14 protein-coding genes are annotated in these 17,958 nt (G+C 44.6%); 5 read left to right on the forward strand and 9 right to left on the reverse strand.

All coding sequences use genetic code 11. The annotated features are described in order from the left end of the window. The 6 genes from CKY02_RS12335 to zapG form a co-directional block, all read right to left on the reverse strand. Nucleotides 1-1,255, reverse strand: a 1,255-nt coding sequence (locus CKY02_RS12335; RefSeq protein ID WP_193493129.1) for a PAAR domain-containing protein, incomplete at its 3' end; no start/stop codon positions are given. A 510-nt stretch (nucleotides 1,256-1,765) separates the two neighbouring features. Further along, nucleotides 1,766-2,827: an outer membrane-stress sensor serine endopeptidase DegS gene (degS, locus tag CKY02_RS12340; protein ID WP_112895508.1), complete on the reverse strand. Its 1,062-nt coding sequence runs from the start codon at nucleotides 2,825-2,827 to the stop codon at nucleotides 1,766-1,768. A 958-nt stretch (nucleotides 2,828-3,785) separates the two neighbouring features. Then, complete coding sequence (locus tag CKY02_RS12345; RefSeq protein WP_112895509.1) at nucleotides 3,786-4,007, reverse strand: hypothetical protein; 222 nt, start codon at nucleotides 4,005-4,007, stop codon at nucleotides 3,786-3,788. 719 nt (nucleotides 4,008-4,726) lie between these two features. Continuing rightward, the gene (locus tag CKY02_RS12350; RefSeq protein WP_112895510.1) at nucleotides 4,727-4,915 is read right to left on the reverse strand and encodes an AbrB/MazE/SpoVT family DNA-binding domain-containing protein; all 189 of its coding nucleotides are present in this window, start codon (nucleotides 4,913-4,915) and stop codon (nucleotides 4,727-4,729) included. Between the two features lie 59 nt (nucleotides 4,916-4,974). Beyond that, complete coding sequence (degQ, locus tag CKY02_RS12355) at nucleotides 4,975-6,351, reverse strand: serine endoprotease DegQ (RefSeq protein ID WP_112895511.1); 1,377 nt, start codon at nucleotides 6,349-6,351, stop codon at nucleotides 4,975-4,977. Nucleotides 6,352-6,712: 361 nt separating this feature from the next. Continuing rightward, nucleotides 6,713-7,117 (reverse strand): Z-ring associated protein ZapG, encoded by a 405-nt coding sequence (gene zapG, locus CKY02_RS12360; protein WP_011148149.1) that lies wholly within the window; start codon nucleotides 7,115-7,117, stop codon nucleotides 6,713-6,715. 343 nt (nucleotides 7,118-7,460) lie between these two features. On the opposite strand from zapG, the gene zapE reads away from it, so the two are divergent. The 5 genes from zapE (at nucleotide 7,461) to sspB (ending at nucleotide 11,192) form a co-directional block, all read left to right on the forward strand. Continuing rightward, nucleotides 7,461-8,591 (forward strand): cell division protein ZapE, encoded by a 1,131-nt coding sequence (gene zapE, locus CKY02_RS12365; RefSeq protein WP_112895512.1) that lies wholly within the window; start codon nucleotides 7,461-7,463, stop codon nucleotides 8,589-8,591. A gap of 253 nt (nucleotides 8,592-8,844) precedes the next feature. After that, the gene (rplM, locus tag CKY02_RS12370; RefSeq protein ID WP_112878885.1) at nucleotides 8,845-9,273 is read left to right on the forward strand and encodes a 50S ribosomal protein L13; all 429 of its coding nucleotides are present in this window, start codon (nucleotides 8,845-8,847) and stop codon (nucleotides 9,271-9,273) included. 15 nt (nucleotides 9,274-9,288) lie between these two features. After that, nucleotides 9,289-9,681 carry a 30S ribosomal protein S9 gene (gene rpsI / locus CKY02_RS12375; protein ID WP_011148146.1) on the forward strand — a complete coding sequence of 131 codons (393 nt, stop codon included), beginning with the start codon at nucleotides 9,289-9,291 and terminating at the stop codon, nucleotides 9,679-9,681. A gap of 350 nt (nucleotides 9,682-10,031) precedes the next feature. Beyond that, nucleotides 10,032-10,673, forward strand: a complete 642-nt coding sequence (gene sspA / locus CKY02_RS12380) for a stringent starvation protein SspA (protein WP_058589205.1) — start codon at nucleotides 10,032-10,034, stop codon at nucleotides 10,671-10,673. Between the two features lie 3 nt (nucleotides 10,674-10,676). Further along, complete coding sequence (sspB, locus tag CKY02_RS12385; RefSeq protein WP_112878884.1) at nucleotides 10,677-11,192, forward strand: ClpXP protease specificity-enhancing factor; 516 nt, start codon at nucleotides 10,677-10,679, stop codon at nucleotides 11,190-11,192. Between the two features lie 51 nt (nucleotides 11,193-11,243). On the opposite strand, the gene CKY02_RS12390 is transcribed toward sspB, so the two are convergent. The 3 genes from CKY02_RS12390 to gltB all read right to left on the reverse strand — a co-directional run bounded on the left by CKY02_RS12390 (nucleotide 11,244) and on the right by gltB (nucleotide 17,874). Next, nucleotides 11,244-11,750, reverse strand: coding sequence for a hypothetical protein (locus CKY02_RS12390; RefSeq protein WP_112895513.1), 507 nt, complete (start codon nucleotides 11,748-11,750; stop codon nucleotides 11,244-11,246). A 238-nt stretch (nucleotides 11,751-11,988) separates the two neighbouring features. Then, nucleotides 11,989-13,407 (reverse strand): glutamate synthase small subunit, encoded by a 1,419-nt coding sequence (locus CKY02_RS12395; protein WP_112895514.1) that lies wholly within the window; start codon nucleotides 13,405-13,407, stop codon nucleotides 11,989-11,991. 9 nt (nucleotides 13,408-13,416) lie between these two features. After that, the gene (gene gltB, locus CKY02_RS12400) at nucleotides 13,417-17,874 is read right to left on the reverse strand and encodes a glutamate synthase large subunit (protein WP_112895515.1); all 4,458 of its coding nucleotides are present in this window, start codon (nucleotides 17,872-17,874) and stop codon (nucleotides 13,417-13,419) included. Nucleotides 17,875-17,958: the final 84 nt, after the last annotated feature.

Raw genomic sequence — 17,958 nt, forward strand, 5'->3', positions numbered from 1 at the left:
GCCCGTACAGCAGATAGTGACCGGCATGGAGATTGACCGAGAAGACGGTTTCCGTCGGGGTGTGGAAGGTGTAAATCACTCCCTCGCCATCAGTGAAATGGGTTTCCTCGCCGTCGCGGCGCAGGTGCTGCGACCAGTCGTCGGCCCATTGGGGGCCGAACAGCCCGGACAGGGCGGCGGTGGAGCGGTAAGTCCGGTTGAGGGTCAGCGGCAATACCCCCGGCAGGGCCAGCACCGGCCAGACCTGTAAGAAGTCGCCGGTCGCCACGTCCACCGGCTCGCCGGCTTTGTGACAGAGCTGGCTGTCACAGCCGGTTTTTTTCACCGACGGGGTGGGGGGTGATTCATGGGGGCGGTTTTTGTTCCCTCTGGGCAGGGGGAGCAGGCCGGCAATGGCGACCAGCCAGCGCAGGTCTTTGTTGCTGGCGGTCAGGATAGTCAGGGCGTCACCGGTTTGTGTGGTGAGGGCAATCGAGGCGGCGGCGCTGTTGATATTGGCGTCACAGGCGGTGCGGTGGCCCAGCCGGGCAATCGGCCTGCCGTTGGCAAACACGGTTTTGGCGCCTTCGGCAATCACCACCGGGCCGGGGTGGTCGCCGCACACAATTTTGTCCCCCTGTCGGGCCACCGGCCGGCCTTCAAAAAAGACATCCGGCGACCCCTCGACAATCTGGCCTTTATTCGCCCCGTACTGCCCGAGCGCCGCGCCCACGGACGAGACCAGTCCGCCGACAAAACCGCCCGCCAGTCCGACCGCCGCCCCGGCGACCACGGCCATCGCCAGGCCGCCGGTCGCCACAACTAGCCCGCTGACGGCCACCGCAGCCAGTGCGCCAAGCAACACGCCGCCCAGCGCCCCCCATAACCCGGCGCTTTTGTTCTGGTGGGCAATCGCATCCCCGAGCCGGGCCGGGGCCTGGCCTTCGGTGGCGACGGTGCGCTGGCCCCAAAGCGACATCACGCCATGCGTGAGGCTTTCGCCGATATCACTGCCTATCTGCGCCCCCAGCTTCCCGGCGGCCACCCCGGCGACCAGCGGAAGGACGGCGGGGGCGCCGCCCACCGCAACGGTATACGTCATCGCCGCCGCCAGCGAATGACGCTGAAAATCCTCACTTTCCAGATAATTCAGCACCGTATCGGCAGAAGAGCTGCCTTCGGTCGGCGGCGGAGCATTATCCGCGGCGGCCGTCTTTGTTTGGGGTGTACGCTGCGCGGCGCCGGCCCCCAGCCAGGCCATCATCAAGACACTCATGACCCCTCCCGGACGTTATGGCTCATGACTCAGGCGAAGCTGAAACGTGGTCATGATGGTGAGCAGCGGCTTTGGCTGGGTTGGGGACATGTGGCAGATTAGACCGTCGGTGCCTTGAGCACTCAGGCGGTCAGCAATTTGTCCGGCGCTCAATCGCCAGCATTGGTTTTTTGGGAATGGCATCACGCTCCCTTATCATTGGCAAGTTACGTCAGAACTATCTATAAAGCGATAAAGGCGCCAGCAGTTTGTCGCTGATAGTCTTATTGATAACCTGTATGAACAGGCAACGTCGGGAATATTCCATTGCGGCTTAAGAGCATCGTGAAGATAGCTAATCAGTCGTTTTATGTGTTTAATATCCAGTCAAAAACATATAACAAAAAACTTATGTTGTCCCGTCTGTTTGTCTGATGAATATTTGATTAACTTAATAAATGTGACATAAATCGCAAATTTTTTAACTTGCTACACTCACTAAAAATCCGATTTAAGTGAAGATCAGGTTAATTAATATTCATCGTATTCTTCAATGGTCACTTGCAACGATAATATTTTCCCATTGCGCAATAAAGTGACAGGAACAACGCTGCCGGGGCGTATTTCAGCCACTTGATCCATTGTTTCAACCGCAGAAATAGCGGGTTTATTATTGACGCTAGTAACGATATCGCCCACTTTAATACCGGCTTTTTGCGCTGGTCCGTTTGCAGTCACCTGAAATACTCGTAACCCCTGAATCTGGTTAATATTGCCGTTAGAAGAGCGAATATGTGGCAGCTCTTGTGACGTTATGCCGATAAAACCTCGGATAACTCGTCCATCACGGATAAGTTTCTGCATAATCTTAGTGGCGAGTTCAGTCGGAATAGCAAACCCCAATCCTTCTGGCGTTTCACCATTTTCACTTTTATCGAATGATAATGTATTGATACCCACCAGCTCACCAAGGGTGTTAATCAGTGCACCGCCGGAGTTACCTTGATTAATGGAAGCATCAGTTTGGAGAAAGTTTTGGCGGCGGGTAGGGCTTAATCCAACGCGACCGGTAGCGCTAATAATCCCTTGAGTAATGGTTTGCCCCAAGTTGTAAGGGTTACCGATGGCGAGAACGACATCTCCCACATGCGCGACTCTATTTGGATTAATCGTTATGACAGGCAGGCTCTCGGCATTAATTTTCAGGACAGCAAGATCCGTTAAGCTATCAGAACCTATGACCAGAGCTTCATAAAAATGACCGTCTTGCAGTGCAACAATAATTTGTCCTGCATTATTAATGACGTGTTTATTGGTAAGGATGTAGCCTTTATCACTCATGATGACGCCAGAACCAAGGGTATGGTTTTCCCGACCTTGATGAGAAAAACTCCCCATGTTGCTGCTGTAGACGTTAACCACGGCGGGCGCCGCCCTGCGGACACCTTTATTAAAGCTGAATGGAACTTCGTCATTACTGTTGCTGGTAATTGCAGATATCAGCCCGCTAGGGCGCAGCGATGGAATGGTAATGAGTAAAATTACAGCGACAAGTAATCCTAAAAAAGCAGAGCGCAGCAACTTGGCAATCATGGGTATTATTCAGTGTGAGTTAATGAGTCATGGCAGGATAACATAGAAATTAACAGACACCGCATTATGCTGTATCTACTTTTAGCGCTTCGATTATCACTATTGAGTTTTCATTAATCATAAAACGAAAAAATTTGTACTGACAGTTTACATGGGTATTAAACTTTTTTTATCGCATTTTGCTACAAACGGAGGGGTTTTAACGCTGTTTTCACTGTCTTTAATTTTTCGTTTTAGCGCTTTTTATTTACTTCGTAATGTTGAGATTCATTCAGATTAAATCATGTGAGGTGTCGTTTTTCATATCGTTTGAAAACAAGGCGTGACAAAAATTTTCACTCATTCAGGTAAGATAAGGTACGCTTTATCTGCATATGATAAACCAGTCGTTAAAAAACCGTTTATGGTTTATCAGTGTAGTTTTAAAATCTGGAAAAAATAGTAAGCGTATTATGAAAAAACAGGTAAAAACTTTAATCATTAAAGGTGAAAATAAGTGATTAAGGCTTTTTAAAATGGGTAAAAAATTCGACGTTATACTGACATTGTAAGAGAAAACATCAGGAAAAACCGGTTTTGAATTGATTAACAAAGTGACTGCGTTAATATAATAATAAGAATAAAAGTATTTAATAGGATTAACCAAATTAAGCTAATGTGCTTAAATAAGCGGTTTTGTATGGGTTGTAAGACGTTTATGAAAAACAGAGTCAATCATTAAAGAAAATCGATAAACATTTAGGTTGACTAGATTAGCAGTATTAAAAATGATTAAATAAGTAGGTATTGATCTTAAATACTATTAGTATATCTGTTATCTGCTCTGGTTTTAAAGTTGAAGAGTAAAATACGGGAAAAGAGAAAACCTAAACATCAGTTTAATGAAAATGGGAAAGTTAAATACGTATCAGGAAACGAAAAATCATTAGGTTTATAAAAACTGCTTAATCAAAACCATCTATTGGATGCATTTTTGCTTTAAAAAATAGGAAAACCCCAGTAATGATAATTGTTTTACAGATTCCATCTCTTTTAACATGGTTAACTTTCTCTTTTTACTTGTATTTCCAGTTATTAGTGAATGCAAGCATTTTTTATCGGTAATTAACTCATCTGAGGATTTAAAAAGTAAGTATCCCATTAATGCCAGTTTTTTAAAAGGTACAGAGTAAATAAACATGGTCTATTCCTTACTATGAGCATTTAAAAGTGAGAATGCAGAGAAATTAAAGGTTTTATGTGAAAGTAAAAGGCGGATTTAACTCAATGATGCATTTTTTATAAGAACAGTTAATTACATTTAATCAAATGCTATTAACCATTAACAGAAAGTTGAAAAGAAATCATCAGGTAAAGGAATATTACTCGGTACGTTGATATTAAAGTGTTTTCTCACCATTATTTTACTAAGCAAGTTATATACCCTATGGATTTCAAGATGAATCGCGGCGGCAAGGGAGCGAATCCCCGGGAGCATAGGTAACTATGTGACCGGGGTGAGTGAGTGCAGCCAACAAAGAGGCAACTTGAAAGATGACGGGTATAAACATAACGCAATAAAAAGAGGGATAAAACGGTTAATGTGGTAGGATTTAACTTCTAAATAGAGAGTTGATTATCCGAAAAGATATAAGGGGTATCTTTAATATCATCAGGCTATTTACTGGCATAATTTATGCCGTAAAATAAAAGGTGGTAATCTATAAAAATCTCTCAGGATTGAGAGTAAACAGCATCAGTAAAGATAAAAAACGGGTATGATTAACGTTTGTTAAATGTAAAATACGATATGCCATGATGATTAAACTTAATAAAAAGCAGGTGTTAAGAGTGGTAAAAACAACGGTTAAAACTTTATACCGATTAAAATCAGAGGTTAAAACAATGGATTATATTTTTTCATAACTTAACGCGTCCTTCTTCCACAATATCCAGCCGTTCGGTTAAAAAGTCAGAGTTAGCTTTTTCTTGTTGCAAAAAGGAATTCCAACAGGGTTTAACCGGCCGCAGAATAATGATATCGCTTTCACGAATAATCTCCAATTCGTTCACTCCCTCGAAATCAAGGTCGCGAGGGATATCAGCCATTTAAGACACAGCATAATGCTGTGTCTTAAATGGCATTAGATCGATTTTTACTAAAAGTATTAATTTCTCAGTAATAGATAGATACTTTCTTCACCGCGAAGAATGTTCAGAGCTATGACGGGTGGTTTTGAATCAATAACTTTGCGCAGTTCATTAATATTCTGTACCCGTTCATTATTGATCCCAACAATCAGGTCATTTTTCTGTAAGCCAGATAACGCCGCCGGTGAGTTTTGAGTAACACTATCGATTTTCACACCGTAAGTCCCTTTCACTTCACCATTGCTTAGGGTTGCGCCTTGCAGGGCAAGGGTTAGATTTCCGGCTTTGGTTGTTTGACCTTCACTGTTTTCCAGCGTAACAGAAACCTCCATTGGCTTACCTTTACGCAATAAACCAATTTTAATTTCTTTACCTGGTATCGTTGTGCCGATTTTGGCTTTCAGTTCAGCAAAGCTACTAATCTTCTTACCCTCAACGGAAATAAGAATATCGCCAGATTTAATACCTGCTTTCGCGGCTGCGGATTTTGGTAATACTTCACTGACAAATGCTCCGCGCTGGGCGTCAATATTGAATGCCTTAGCGATATCGGAATTCATTTCAGTACCTTTAATACCGAGGATACCGCGTTTTACTTCACCATGCGCGATAAGCTGCTCGCTCAGGGTTTTTGCCATATTACTTGGGATAGCAAAGCCGATACCGATGTTACCACCACCTGGGGCTAGAATGGCGGTATTGATACCGATTAATTCACCATTCAAATTAACCAGCGCGCCACCAGAGTTGCCACGGTTAATAGAGGCATCTGTCTGGATGAAGTTTTCCAATCCTTCCAGATTCAAACCGCTACGCCCTAACGCGGAGATAATGCCGGAAGTTGCAGTTTGACCAAGGCCGAATGGATTACCAACCGCAACAGCGAAATCACCAACTCGGAGCTTATCAGAATCGGCCATAGTAATTGCAGTTAAGTTCTTAGCATCTTTCAGTTGCAGCAAGGCAATGTCTGTCTGAGGATCGCGGCCTAATAATTTGGCTTCATATTCACGGCCATCATTCAATTGCACACGGATTTTATCTGCATTCTCAATAACGTGATTGTTGGTTAATATATAACCTTTGGCGGCGTCAATGATGACACCTGAACCAAGCCCTTGGAATGGGCGGGTACTTTCACGGCCCATGGGTAGGTTTGGACCAAAGAAGAATCTGAATTCTTCAGGTATACTCTGTTCCTGTTGTACTTGCGTACCAGAGACATGCACGCTGACAACGGCTGGCAGGACTTTTTCAAGCATCGGTGCGAGGCTTGGCAACGCCTGACCGGCGATAGCAGCAGGCAAAGCAGCATTGCTAATCGTAGGGACAGAAATTGTAGACAATCCGATACTGATTGCTAATGCACTAAGGAATAAGTGTTTTCTTTTCATCTAATTTTGTTCTCTTGTATACCTAAGCCGAAAGCTAATTGAGTTAATTCTGGCAAGCTGCCATGATTACTCTATACCTATCATCCTTCAAGTTGCCTCTTTGTTGGCTGCACTCACTCACCCCGGTCACATAGTTATCTATGCTCCCGGGGATTCGCTCCCTTGCCGCCGCGATGCATCTTGAAATCCATAAGGTATATGACTGTTAATTATTAAATAAAGTTCATCGGGCAAACAGATTTAGCATGATTCTTTACAGGTATTTACATGATTGGAAAACAAAAAAACAAAACTTGTAGGTAGATAATAGATTTTACATTTGAATTAATGCTGTGGCACACGATGTGCCACAGCAGGGTATTTACTGGTTTTTTTCATTCATCGGACGAAACAGGCCGGAAGCGCCATCGGAATAATCTCTTGGTGGCATTTTAACCGGAGATTGATCATTATCCGCTTCTGACTCAGTCAATCGATAATTAAATGGATTTTCTTGTGCTGGCATATTCGGCATCAGTTCATGAGAGCTTTTAGCCATATGTTGATATAACTGACGATAATCGCGAGCCATATTGTCGAGTAATTCTGCACTACGGGCAAAATGACCAACTAATTCTTTACGGTACTCTTCCAGTTCTGATTTATTATTCTCCAGTTCAGTTTGTAAGGCTTTTTGCTGGCGCAGCTTAGTGTTACCAAAACGCATAACTAGCGCTCCGATAGCAAAACCAACCACCAAGCCAATCAGTGCATACTCCCAAGTCATAGCTACTCCTTCATCGACATCGTTGTTCCGCAGAATGTTTCACTTAATTATCGTCACTATAACCGTTAATCTAGTTAGAGTGGAATATTGATCATGATTTACATTTGCTTGTATACCCGTCATCTTTCAAGTTGCCTCTTTGTTGGCCGCACTCACTCACCCCGGTCTCATAGTTATCTATGCTCCCGGGGATTCGCTCCCTTGCCGTCGCGATGCATCTTGAAATTCATAGGGTATAGATCTTATTGTGGACCTTATTGTAGACAATTGATCCGGTAATAAGGTCAATCTGAATCATAAAAACGATAAAAAACGGGCGATTATTTTAAGGATTGTTATTGTTATGCCATCATTGATTACCCCTTCATCATACTATCAAGAAGCCCTTTCTAAGGGTAAATACCAACCAGATGATGTTCAGCGCCAAGTTGTAGCGCAATTGGATACCATTCACAATACTCTGATTAATGCTTCTCCCGGCAATCCCGTAAGGCGACAAAGCTTGAAAAGGCGTCTGAGTAAACTGTTAGGAAAGCAGGCTTCAATGAGCTGTGCGCCTGTTCAAGGGCTTTATATGTGGGGGGGCGTTGGTAGAGGGAAAACTTGGTTAATGGATATGTTTTACCAGAGTTTACCCGGTGAAAGAAAACTACGTTTGCATTTCCATCGTTTTATGCTGCGGGTACATGAAGAATTAAAGGTATTGCAAGGGCATGAAAATCCGCTGGATATTGTGGCTGATGGTTTTAAAACGGAAACAGATGTACTTTGCTTTGATGAATTTTTTGTCTCCGATATTACTGATGCTATGATTCTTGGTACATTGTTGGAAGCGCTGTTTGTCAGGGGGATTACCTTGATTGCAACGTCAAATATTCCTCCTGATGAACTCTATCGTAATGGTTTACAGAGAGCTCGCTTTTTGCCTGCTATTGAGCAGATCAAAAAATATTGTGACGTGATGAATGTGGATTCGGGTATTGACTATCGGTTGCGCACGTTGACTCAAGCTCATCTCTATTTCACACCGCTGAATGAAGATAATGAACGCGCGATGGATCGAATGTTTATTCTTTTGGCCGGTAATAGCGGTGAGCAAGCCGCTGTATTGGAAATTAACCACCGGCGGATGCCCGCGATTCGTCATGCTGACGGTGTATTGGCAATTGGATTTAAAGTTTTGTGTGAAGATGCGCGTAGTCAGATGGATTACATTGTTTTGTCAAAACTTTATCACACGGTTTTGTTATATCAGGTTCCAGCGATAATGCCGGGTAATGAAAATGCCGCTCGCCGTTTCCTGGCACTGGTTGATGAATTTTACGAACGCCGGGTAAAATTGATAATTAATGCGGCGGTGCCGATGGAGCAAATTTACCAAGGGGTGTTGTTGGTTTTCGAATACCAGCGTTGCTTATCCCGTTTGCAAGAGATGCAAAGTGAAGAGTATCTGAAATTACCTCATTTACCTTAATTTTGTGTTTACCCGTATATTTCAGACTCAAAACTGATTTTAAATATTCAAATTGGGGTCGATTTTTATTTTTGACTTCTCTATAATCTTGCGACCCCACGTTACGGCAATGTTTTTTTCCCAAAAACTTGCAATAGTGCCGGCATAGGCTATTCGAAGGGGTAGGTTTGCTGGACAAGAGTCGTGTGAACCTCAGCAAGTTTCTGAACCTTGAGTGTTCACCAACGTGTAACTTATTATTGGGTAAGCTTTAATGAAAACTTTTACAGCTAAACCAGAAACCGTAAAACGCGACTGGTATGTTGTTGACGCAGATGGCAAAACTTTAGGCCGTCTTGCAACTGAAGTGGCTAGCCGTCTGCGCGGCAAGCATAAAGCGGAATACACTCCGCATGTTGATACCGGTGATTACATCATCATCGTTAATGCAGAAAAAGTTGCAGTCACCGGCAACAAGCGTTCTGATAAAATCTACTATCACCACACCGGTCATATCGGTGGTATTAAGCAAGCGACCTTTGAAGAGATGATTGCCCGCCGCCCTGAGCGTGTAATTGAAATCGCGGTTAAAGGCATGCTGCCAAAAGGGCCGCTGGGCCGTGCAATGTACCGTAAACTGAAAGTTTATGCAGGTAGCGAGCACAACCATGCGGCACAGCAACCGCAAGTTCTGGACATTTAATCGGGATTATAGGCAATGGCTGAAAATCAATACTACGGCACTGGTCGCCGCAAAAGCTCTTCCGCACGTGTCTTTATTAAGCCAGGTAGCGGTAATATCGTCATCAACAAACGCAGCCTTGAAGTTTACTTTGGCCGTGAAACAGCGCGCATGGTTGTTCGTCAGCCGCTGGAGTTGGTTGATATGTTGGGTAAACTGGATCTGTACATCACTGTTAAAGGTGGTGGTATTTCTGGTCAAGCAGGTGCAATCCGTCACGGTATCACCCGCGCACTGATGGCGTATGACGAAACTCTGCGTTCTGATCTTCGTAAAGCTGGCTTCGTTACCCGCGATGCTCGTGAAGTTGAACGTAAGAAAGTTGGTCTGCGTAAAGCACGTCGTCGTCCACAGTTCTCCAAACGTTAATTTTTTGTCTTTATGGCAATTATTTAATGTGCAAACCCGTCTTTGTGGCGGGTTTTTTACTTAATTATCCACACACTTCCCCCAAAATGTACAAAATCTGGTAAACTAGTGCCAATTTTTGCCTCATCCATTTGTCTGCCTACTATCTGAACGGTAGTAATCGCGTTGAAACGGTAATGATTGTGTTGAAACGAAAGTAATTGCGTTGAAACGAAAGTAATTGTGTTGAGTAGCGCATTCCGTATTCACCGTTGTGGCGTAGAAACATAAGGGATGAGAATGAATGAGTAAGAATAGTCGTGGTCGTGTGGGGCTATTCATTCCCTTTTTAGATAAACTTGGAGGTTTTCATGGCTGTCGCTGCCAACAAACGTTCGGTAATGACTCTGTTTTCAGGCCCGGCCGACATTTTTAGCCATCAAGTGCGAATTGTATTGGCGGAAAAAGGTGTCAGTGTTGAAGTTGAGCAGGTTGAGGCAGGTAACTTGCCACAGGACCTTATCGATCTGAACCCTTATCAGACAGTTCCGACTTTGGTTGATCGTGAGCTGACGCTATATGATTCCCGCATCATTATGGAATATCTGGATGAACGCTTTCCTCATCCACCATTAATGCCTGTGTATCCAGTTGCCCGTGGTTCCAGCCGTTTGATGATGCACCGCATCGAAAAAGACTGGTATTCCCTGATGCATACTATTGAGGAAGGCAATTCTCAAGAGGCCAATACTGCCCGTAAACGATTAGCGGAAGAGTTGCTAGCAGTGGCGCCAATATTTAAAGAGATGCCATTCTTTATGAGCGAAGAATTCAGTTTGGTTGATTGTTATCTTGCTCCTTTACTGTGGCGTTTGCCGGTATTGGGTATAGAATTACCGAGTTCTGGTACTAAAGATTTACAAATTTACATGCAGCGTGTCTTTGAGCGTGATGCATTCTTGGCTTCATTAACCGAAGCTGAACGTGAAATGCGCTTGCAATCCAGGAGCTGATTTATGGAGCTGTCTCAAATGTCTCCCCGTCGTCCTTATTTGTTGCGTGCTCACTACGAGTGGTTACTCGATAATGATATGACTCCGCATCTAGTTATAGACGTGACTTTACGTGGAGTTAATGTACCAATGGAATATGCCCGTGATGGGCAAATTGTGCTGAATATAGCGCCGAGAGCTGTTGGTAATCTTGAGTTAACCAATGATGAAGTACGCTTCAATGCCCGTTTTGGTGGTGTTCCACGTCGGGTTAATGTACCGATGGCGGCAGTTATTGCGATTTATGGCCGTGAAAATGGGGCGGGAATGATGTTTGAGCCTGAAGCAGCTTATAAAGATGAATATCTTTTTAAATCCGCTTCAGATCAGGATAAGGCTGATACCTCTGCATCCGCGACAGATAATCTGGTATTAGTTACGGATGCATTGCCCGGTGCTGGAGATGATAGTGGAGCTTCACCTGATGATGAGCCACCAAAACCGACGAGAGGGCGCCCTGCTTTACGGGTAGTAAAATAAGCGTTAAAAGAGGGGGGCGGTTTGCCTCCTTATTTTTTTCAAATTCATTGATTAGAATTCTGTATTGTAGGCTTTTTCTAATTCCCAAAAACAATTTTCAGCTCTGTTTTTAGCTTTGGAATCTGTGATAGCGCCTAAGCTCTTTTTAACCTTATCTACAAATTCTATTTTATTCTCTCTGGTCCCCAGTTCTGGTGGGATTGTGCAGATATCAGCCAATGATATATTGTTTTCTTTATCTACGTTAGCAAGGACTTCAACAGGATTATTAATTAATGCTAGGGATAATGCGTAGCGAACTTCTTTGGCAAAACCTAGGTGTATGCTTTGCGTTAATTTAAAAGCCAGTTTTATCCATTTACTATCACCAGTAGAAATGTTGTGAGTGATTTCTTGTTTGGCTCCTATTTCACCTAATTCTGCCACTACAGAATTGGTACCTCTATTCATAATTTCTTTATTAATATTTTCAGATGTTAAGGGCTGTGATAAAGCAAGTGCTGTATGACTGATAAACAGCATTGGAGATAATAAAGTTAAGGTTTTTATTAGCTTCATTAATATTTCCAGTATTTATAGTTGAATAAGCATCGTGATATTTGTGTTGGTTAATTAGAATATTTTATTTAAGACCCACACTAATGAGAATGAATATTCCAAAATATTATGTATGACAGTAATAAGTGTGGAATGTTCATTAAATTCACTTACTTTTTTGTGTAAGGGTAATCCAATTAATATAAGTTATCGAACTGATGATAGAAAGAGTTGGGAGCTGAAAAGCTCCCTTGGTTGATTAGATATTGAGATAATCAAGAATGCCTTGCGCGGCTTTACGCCCCTCGGCAATTGCGGTTACAACGAGATCTGAGCCACGAACAGCATCTCCACCAGCAAATATCTGCGGATTGCTAGTTTGAAAGGGAGTGTCTGAGTACTCTGGTGCGACAATGCGTCCTTGTTTATCCAAGGTTACTTGGTGATCACTTAGCCAGTTCATGGTATGTGGTTTAAAGCCGAATGCCATGATCACTGCATCGGCCTTAAGCAGGTGTTCCGAGCCTGCGATAATTTCAGCTTGGCGGCGTCCATTCTCATCAGGTTGACCTAATTGAGTCCGTACCATTTTTATGCCACAAACTTGACCTGAATGGTTGATTTCAATCCTGACCGGTTGCAGATTAAACAGAAATTCCACACCTTCTTCCTTGGAATTTTTGACTTCACGCTGAGAGCCTGGCATGTTGATTTCGTCACGACGATAAGCACAGGTAACTGAAGCTGCTTTTTGGCGAATAGCCGTTCTGACACAATCCATTGCAGTATCACCGCCACCAAGCACCACGACCCGCTTACCTTGCATATTGATGAAAGGTTGCGATTGTAGGGCGGGATAACCCATCAAATGCCGGGTATTGGCAGTCAGAAATGGCAGAGCATCATAAACACCATCAGCATCTTCATTTGCCAGCCCCCCACGTATTGACTGATAGGTTCCTACACCAAGAAATACCGCATCAAACTGCTCAGTCAGTTCAGATAAGGCAATATCTTTGCCTATTTCAGTATTGAGCCGGAATTCAATTCCCATCTCAGAGAAAATTTCACGGCGGCGTATCATGACCTCTTTTTCCAGTTTAAACGCCGGTATGCCAAAGGTGAGTAATCCACCGATTTCCGGGTGACGATCAAAAACAACGGCTTGTACGCCATTACGAGTCAATACATCAGCACAAGCTAGCCCAGCAGGGCCTGCGCCAATAATCGCAACCTGTTTGCCCGTTGGCTGAACTTGTGACATATCGGGCTTCCAGCCCATAGCAATCGCTTTATCATTGATGTAGCGTTCAATATTACCAATGGTTACTGCACCGAACTCATCATTCAGAGTGCAAGCGCCTTCACAAAGGCGATCCTGTGGACAAACACGACCACAAACTTCCGGCAGGCTGTTTGTTTGATGGGATAAATCAGCCGCTTCCATAATACGTCCTTCATTGGCAAGTTTAAGCCAATTGGGAATGTAGTTATGAACAGGACATTTCCATTCGCAATAAGGGTTACCGCAAGAAAGGCAGCGATCAGCCTGTGTCTGTGCCTGAATTGCTGAAAATGGTTCATAGATTTCCACAAATTCTATTTTACGGATTTTCAGCGGCTTTTTAGGCGGATCGACGCGTTGTAAGTCGATAAACTGATATACATTCTGGCTCATCTTGGCTCCTTATTGCGCTTGAATTCGCAACTCTGCGGAAGAACGACTGCGATGTCCCAATAGGGCTTTCACATCACTGGATTTTGGCTTCACAAGCGCAAATTTGCTCAGCCACTGTTGCCAGTTAGCAAGAATATCTTCACCGCGCTGGGAGCCTGTCAGGTGGACGTGTTCAGTGATAAGCCCTCTCAAGTGCTCTTCGTGGATAGCTAAGGCATCTACTGCCAGTACTTCAACCAACTCTGGGTTAACCCGTTTGCGGAAATCATCATTTTCATCCAGGACATAAGCAAAGCCGCCGGTCATTCCTGCACCAAAATTTATTCCAGTGCGTCCGAGAATACAGACGATACCTCCTGTCATATATTCACAGCCGTTATCTCCGATACCTTCCACAACCGTGATAGCACCTGAATTACGAACGGCGAAGCGTTCTCCTGCTCGCCCGGCTGCAAACAGCTTGCCTCCGGTTGCACCGTAGAGACATGTGTTGCCAATGAGGGTTGCCTGATGGCTTTTGAAGGCAGAACCTACAGGAGGGTGTATGACAATGCGGCCGCCAGCCATACCTTTACCGACATAATCATTGGCATCACCGATAAGTGTCAGCTCCAGACCACCGGCATTCCAGACGCCAAAACTTTGACCGGCGGTACCATTGAAATGAATTTTTATGGGTGCCGCGGCGATCCCCTGATTACCATATCGAGCAGCGATAAAACCGGAAAGGGAAGCGCCCACTGAACGATCGGTATTACGGATATCGAAATAGAAAGTTTTACTTTGTTGCTTCTCAATATAGCTGGAAGCTTGAGCCAGTAAGTTTTTATTCATTGTTCCGTCGTCAAATGGCGGATTGCTTTCAGTGCAATATAAGGCTTTGCCCTGATGGGGGTCTGCGGTTGCCAAGAGCGGATCAAGATTGAGTTTGTTCTGTTTTGCTGAAATACCTTCCAGTACTTCCAACAGGTCAGTTCGGCCTATTAAATCAGTTAGATTTTTGACACCCAGTGTAGCCATGATTTCTCTGGTCTCACGGGCGATGAAGCGGAAATAATTCATTACCCGTTCAGGTAATCCGTGGTAGTGGTCGCGACGTAATTTCTCATCCTGAGTGGCAACCCCGGTTGCACAATTATTAAGATGGCAAATACGCAGATATTTGCATCCAAGGGCAACCATTGGCCCAGTACCGAAACCGAAACTTTCAGCGCCAAGAATGGCCGCTTTAATAATATCTACGCCTGTTTTCAATCCGCCGTCAACTTGTAAGCGGATCTTATGACGTAATCCGTTAGCAACTAGCGCTTGTTGGGTTTCCACCAGCCCCAATTCCCACGGGCATCCTGCATATTTCACTGATGATAATGGACTGGCACCGGTACCGCCGTCATAGCCTGCGATAGTAATTAAATCGGCATAAGCTTTGGCAACGCCAGTGGCAACAGTACCAACACCGGGTTCTGAAACTAGTTTTACTGAGATCAGCGCATTGGGGTTGATCTGTTTTAGATCGAAAATCAACTGAGCCAAATCTTCAATAGAGTAAATATCGTGATGTGGTGGTGGAGAAATAAGTGTTACGCCGGGTACGGAATAACGCAGTTTTGCAATGTACGGTGTTACCTTATCACCCGGTAATTGCCCGCCTTCTCCGGGTTTAGCGCCTTGCGCGACTTTAATCTGAATCACATCAGCGTTGACCAGATAAGCAGGTGTCACACCAAACCGACCGGAAGCAACTTGTTTGATACGGGAAACCTTTTTTGTTCCATAACGTGCGGGATCTTCTCCACCTTCGCCGGAGTTGGAAAAACCGCCTAGCGTATTCATAGCTTCAGCCAGAGCTTCGTGTGCTTCCGGGCTTAATGCTCCAATCGACATCGCTGCGGTATCAAAGCGTTTAAACAGCTCTTCGGCAGGTTCTACTTCTTCAATAGGTAGAGGTTCACCTTTTGTTTTTATCGCCAGCAAATCACGGATTGTGGTAATTGGACGCTGATTAACCAGACGAGAATATTTCAAGTAATCGTTATATTCGCCACTATGAACCGCAGACTGTAAAGTGCTTATAACATCTGGGTTATAAGCGTGATATTCGCCGTTATGAACATATTTCAGCAATCCGCCCTGATCGAGTGGTTGACGAGCAAGCCATGCACGTTTAGATAAGTTTTGCAGATCCTGCTCGAAATCGCTGAAATTAGCGCCGCCAATTCGGCTGACGACGCCATTGAAGCAGAATTCAGTTAATTCGAAATGTAAGCCGACAGCTTCAAATAGTTTAGAGCAGCGATAGGAGGCGATAGTCGAGATGCCCATTTTCGACATGATTTTATATAACCCTTTATTGATACCATTGCGGTAGTTAAGCATGACATCAGCATAAGGTTTATTAATTGTGCCATTATCGACCATTTTGGCGAGGGATTCATAAGCCAGGTAGGGATAAATCGCTGTTGCGCCAAATCCCAGTAGTACAGTGAAATGGTGTGGATCACGGGCACTCGCTGTTTCTACTATCAAGTTGGTATCACAGCGTAGGCTTTTTTCTACCAAACGGTGTTGAATAGCGCCAACAGCCATGGGAGCTGGTATAGGTAACTTCTCCGACGTAATGTTGCGGTCAGATAATACCAACAATACCGCACCATCTCTGGCGAGTTGTTCAGCCTGATCACACAATGCAAACAGGGCATTTTGCAGATTGGTTTCTTGTGGATTGAAAGTTAAGTCTAATTGTTCTGCGCGATAGTGTGGACTTTGCTGCGTTATTAATTGGTGAAAGTCAGAGTAGAGCAGAATAGGAGATTTAAAACTTAATCGGTGTGCCTGTCCCTCTGCTTCACAAAATACGTTCATCTCCCGTCCGATGCAGGTGGTGAGAGACATAACATGTGCTTCGCGTAGTGGGTCGATTGGCGGATTAGTGACTTGAGCAAATTGCTGGCGGAAATAGTCATAAATAATCCGTGGGCGGCTGGAAAGGACGGCAAACGGCGTATCATCTCCCATTGAACCGGTTGCTTCCTGACCATTCTCTCCCAGGGCACGGATGATTTGATCTAACTCTTCGTTGCTGTAGGAAAATTGTTTGTGATAGACCGCTAAGGTTTGATCGTTCAGATCCCGATGACCCGCTTGATCTTCCAGTAATTCTTCGAATGGGGTCAGACGCTTGACGTTTTTATCCATCCATTCTTTATAGGGATGGCGGCTTTTCAAGTCATTGTCTGTTTCTTCTGCATGAAGGATGCGGCCTTGGCGGGTATCAATCACGATAAGTTCACCGGGACCAACTCGCCCTTTTTCCACCACTTCATCCGGTTGATAATCCCAGATACCGACTTCGGAAGCACAGGTGATCAACTTATCTTTAGTGATAACATAACGGGCTGGGCGCAAGCCATTACGATCCAGATTACAGGCAGCGTAGCGTCCATCTGACATAACGATACCCGCGGGGCCATCCCACGGTTCCATGTGCATAGAGTTGAAATCAAAAAAAGCCCGCAGATCTTCATCCATATCAGGATTGTTTTGCCATGCGGGAGGAACCAGCAATCGCATAGCACGGATTAAATCCATTCCGCCGTTGAGAAACAGTTCCAGCATATTATCCAGCGAGCTGGAATCTGACCCTGTTTCATTGACAAAAGGGGCCGCAGTGTGCAGATCGGGAATAAGCGGTGTCTTGAATTTATAGGCTCTTGCTCGTGCCCACTGGCGGTTACCGGTGATGGTGTTTATTTCACCGTTATGGGCAAGATAGCGGAAAGGTTGTGCCAATGGCCAGCGCGGGACGGTATTGGTTGAAAAGCGTTGATGGAATAGGCAAATTGCCGATTCCAAACGTAAATCAGCCAGATCGGGATAGAAACGGGGCAAATCTGCCGCCATGCACAGCCCTTTATAGATAGTCACTAGGTTAGACAAACTGCAAACATAAAAGTCGCTGTCATTGATGCGTTTTTCTATTCGGCGGCGAGCAACGAACAAGCGGCGTTCTAAATCACGTGCACGCCAGCCAGCCGGAGCATTAACAAAAATCTGTTCAATATGAGGGAGGCTTGAAAGGGCTATTTCGCCCAGAATATCACTGTTGATGGGGACTTCACGCCAGCCAACGACTGACAGGGTTTCATTTTGTAGCTCTTGTTCGATGATTGCCCGGCAGTTTTGTGCAATCTGAGGATCTTGGCTGAGAAATAGCATACCGACGGCGTAATTGCGGGCTAAATGCCACTCTTGCTCCTGTGCGACCATCCGAAAAAAGCGGTCAGGTTTTTGCAACAATAAACCACAACCGTCACCGGTTTTGCCATCCGCCAGGATTGCCCCACGATGTTGCATTCTGGCTAGGGCATGGATAGCGGTACGTACTACTTTGTGGCTTGGCTCCCCTTCAATATGGGCTATCAGTCCAAAGCCACAGTTATCCTTTTCTTGAGATTTGTTATATAGCATAGTGTGAACCTCCCGAGGTTCTGTCCGACTCTCACAGAAACTCACAGACATTTGTGAGATTAATATTTTTTACTGGCGTCTGAA

It is taken from the genome of Photorhabdus bodei (assembly GCF_003287735.1).
Lineage (GTDB): Bacteria > Pseudomonadota > Gammaproteobacteria > Enterobacterales > Enterobacteriaceae > Photorhabdus > Photorhabdus kayaii.

Coding starts and splice junctions, on each gene's coding strand:
- sspA (WP_058589205.1), top strand. CDS start 10,032: ATGGCTGTCGCTGCCAACAAACGTTCGGTAATGACTCTGTTTTCAGGC.
- sspB (WP_112878884.1), top strand. CDS start 10,677: ATGGAGCTGTCTCAAATGTCTCCCCGTCGTCCTTATTTGTTGCGTGCT.
- CKY02_RS12390 (WP_112895513.1), bottom strand. CDS start 11,750: ATGAAGCTAATAAAAACCTTAACTTTATTATCTCCAATGCTGTTTATC.
- rpsI (WP_011148146.1), top strand. CDS start 9,289: ATGGCTGAAAATCAATACTACGGCACTGGTCGCCGCAAAAGCTCTTCC.
- zapG (WP_011148149.1), bottom strand. CDS start 7,117: ATGACTTGGGAGTATGCACTGATTGGCTTGGTGGTTGGTTTTGCTATC.
- CKY02_RS12395 (WP_112895514.1), bottom strand. CDS start 13,407: ATGAGCCAGAATGTATATCAGTTTATCGACTTACAACGCGTCGATCCG.
- degS (WP_112895508.1), bottom strand. CDS start 2,827: ATGATTGCCAAGTTGCTGCGCTCTGCTTTTTTAGGATTACTTGTCGCT.
- gltB (WP_112895515.1), bottom strand. CDS start 17,874: ATGCTATATAACAAATCTCAAGAAAAGGATAACTGTGGCTTTGGACTG.
- CKY02_RS12350 (WP_112895510.1), bottom strand. CDS start 4,915: ATGGCTGATATCCCTCGCGACCTTGATTTCGAGGGAGTGAACGAATTG.
- zapE (WP_112895512.1), top strand. CDS start 7,461: ATGCCATCATTGATTACCCCTTCATCATACTATCAAGAAGCCCTTTCT.
- rplM (WP_112878885.1), top strand. CDS start 8,845: ATGAAAACTTTTACAGCTAAACCAGAAACCGTAAAACGCGACTGGTAT.
- CKY02_RS12345 (WP_112895509.1), bottom strand. CDS start 4,007: ATGTTTATTTACTCTGTACCTTTTAAAAAACTGGCATTAATGGGATAC.
- degQ (WP_112895511.1), bottom strand. CDS start 6,351: ATGAAAAGAAAACACTTATTCCTTAGTGCATTAGCAATCAGTATCGGA.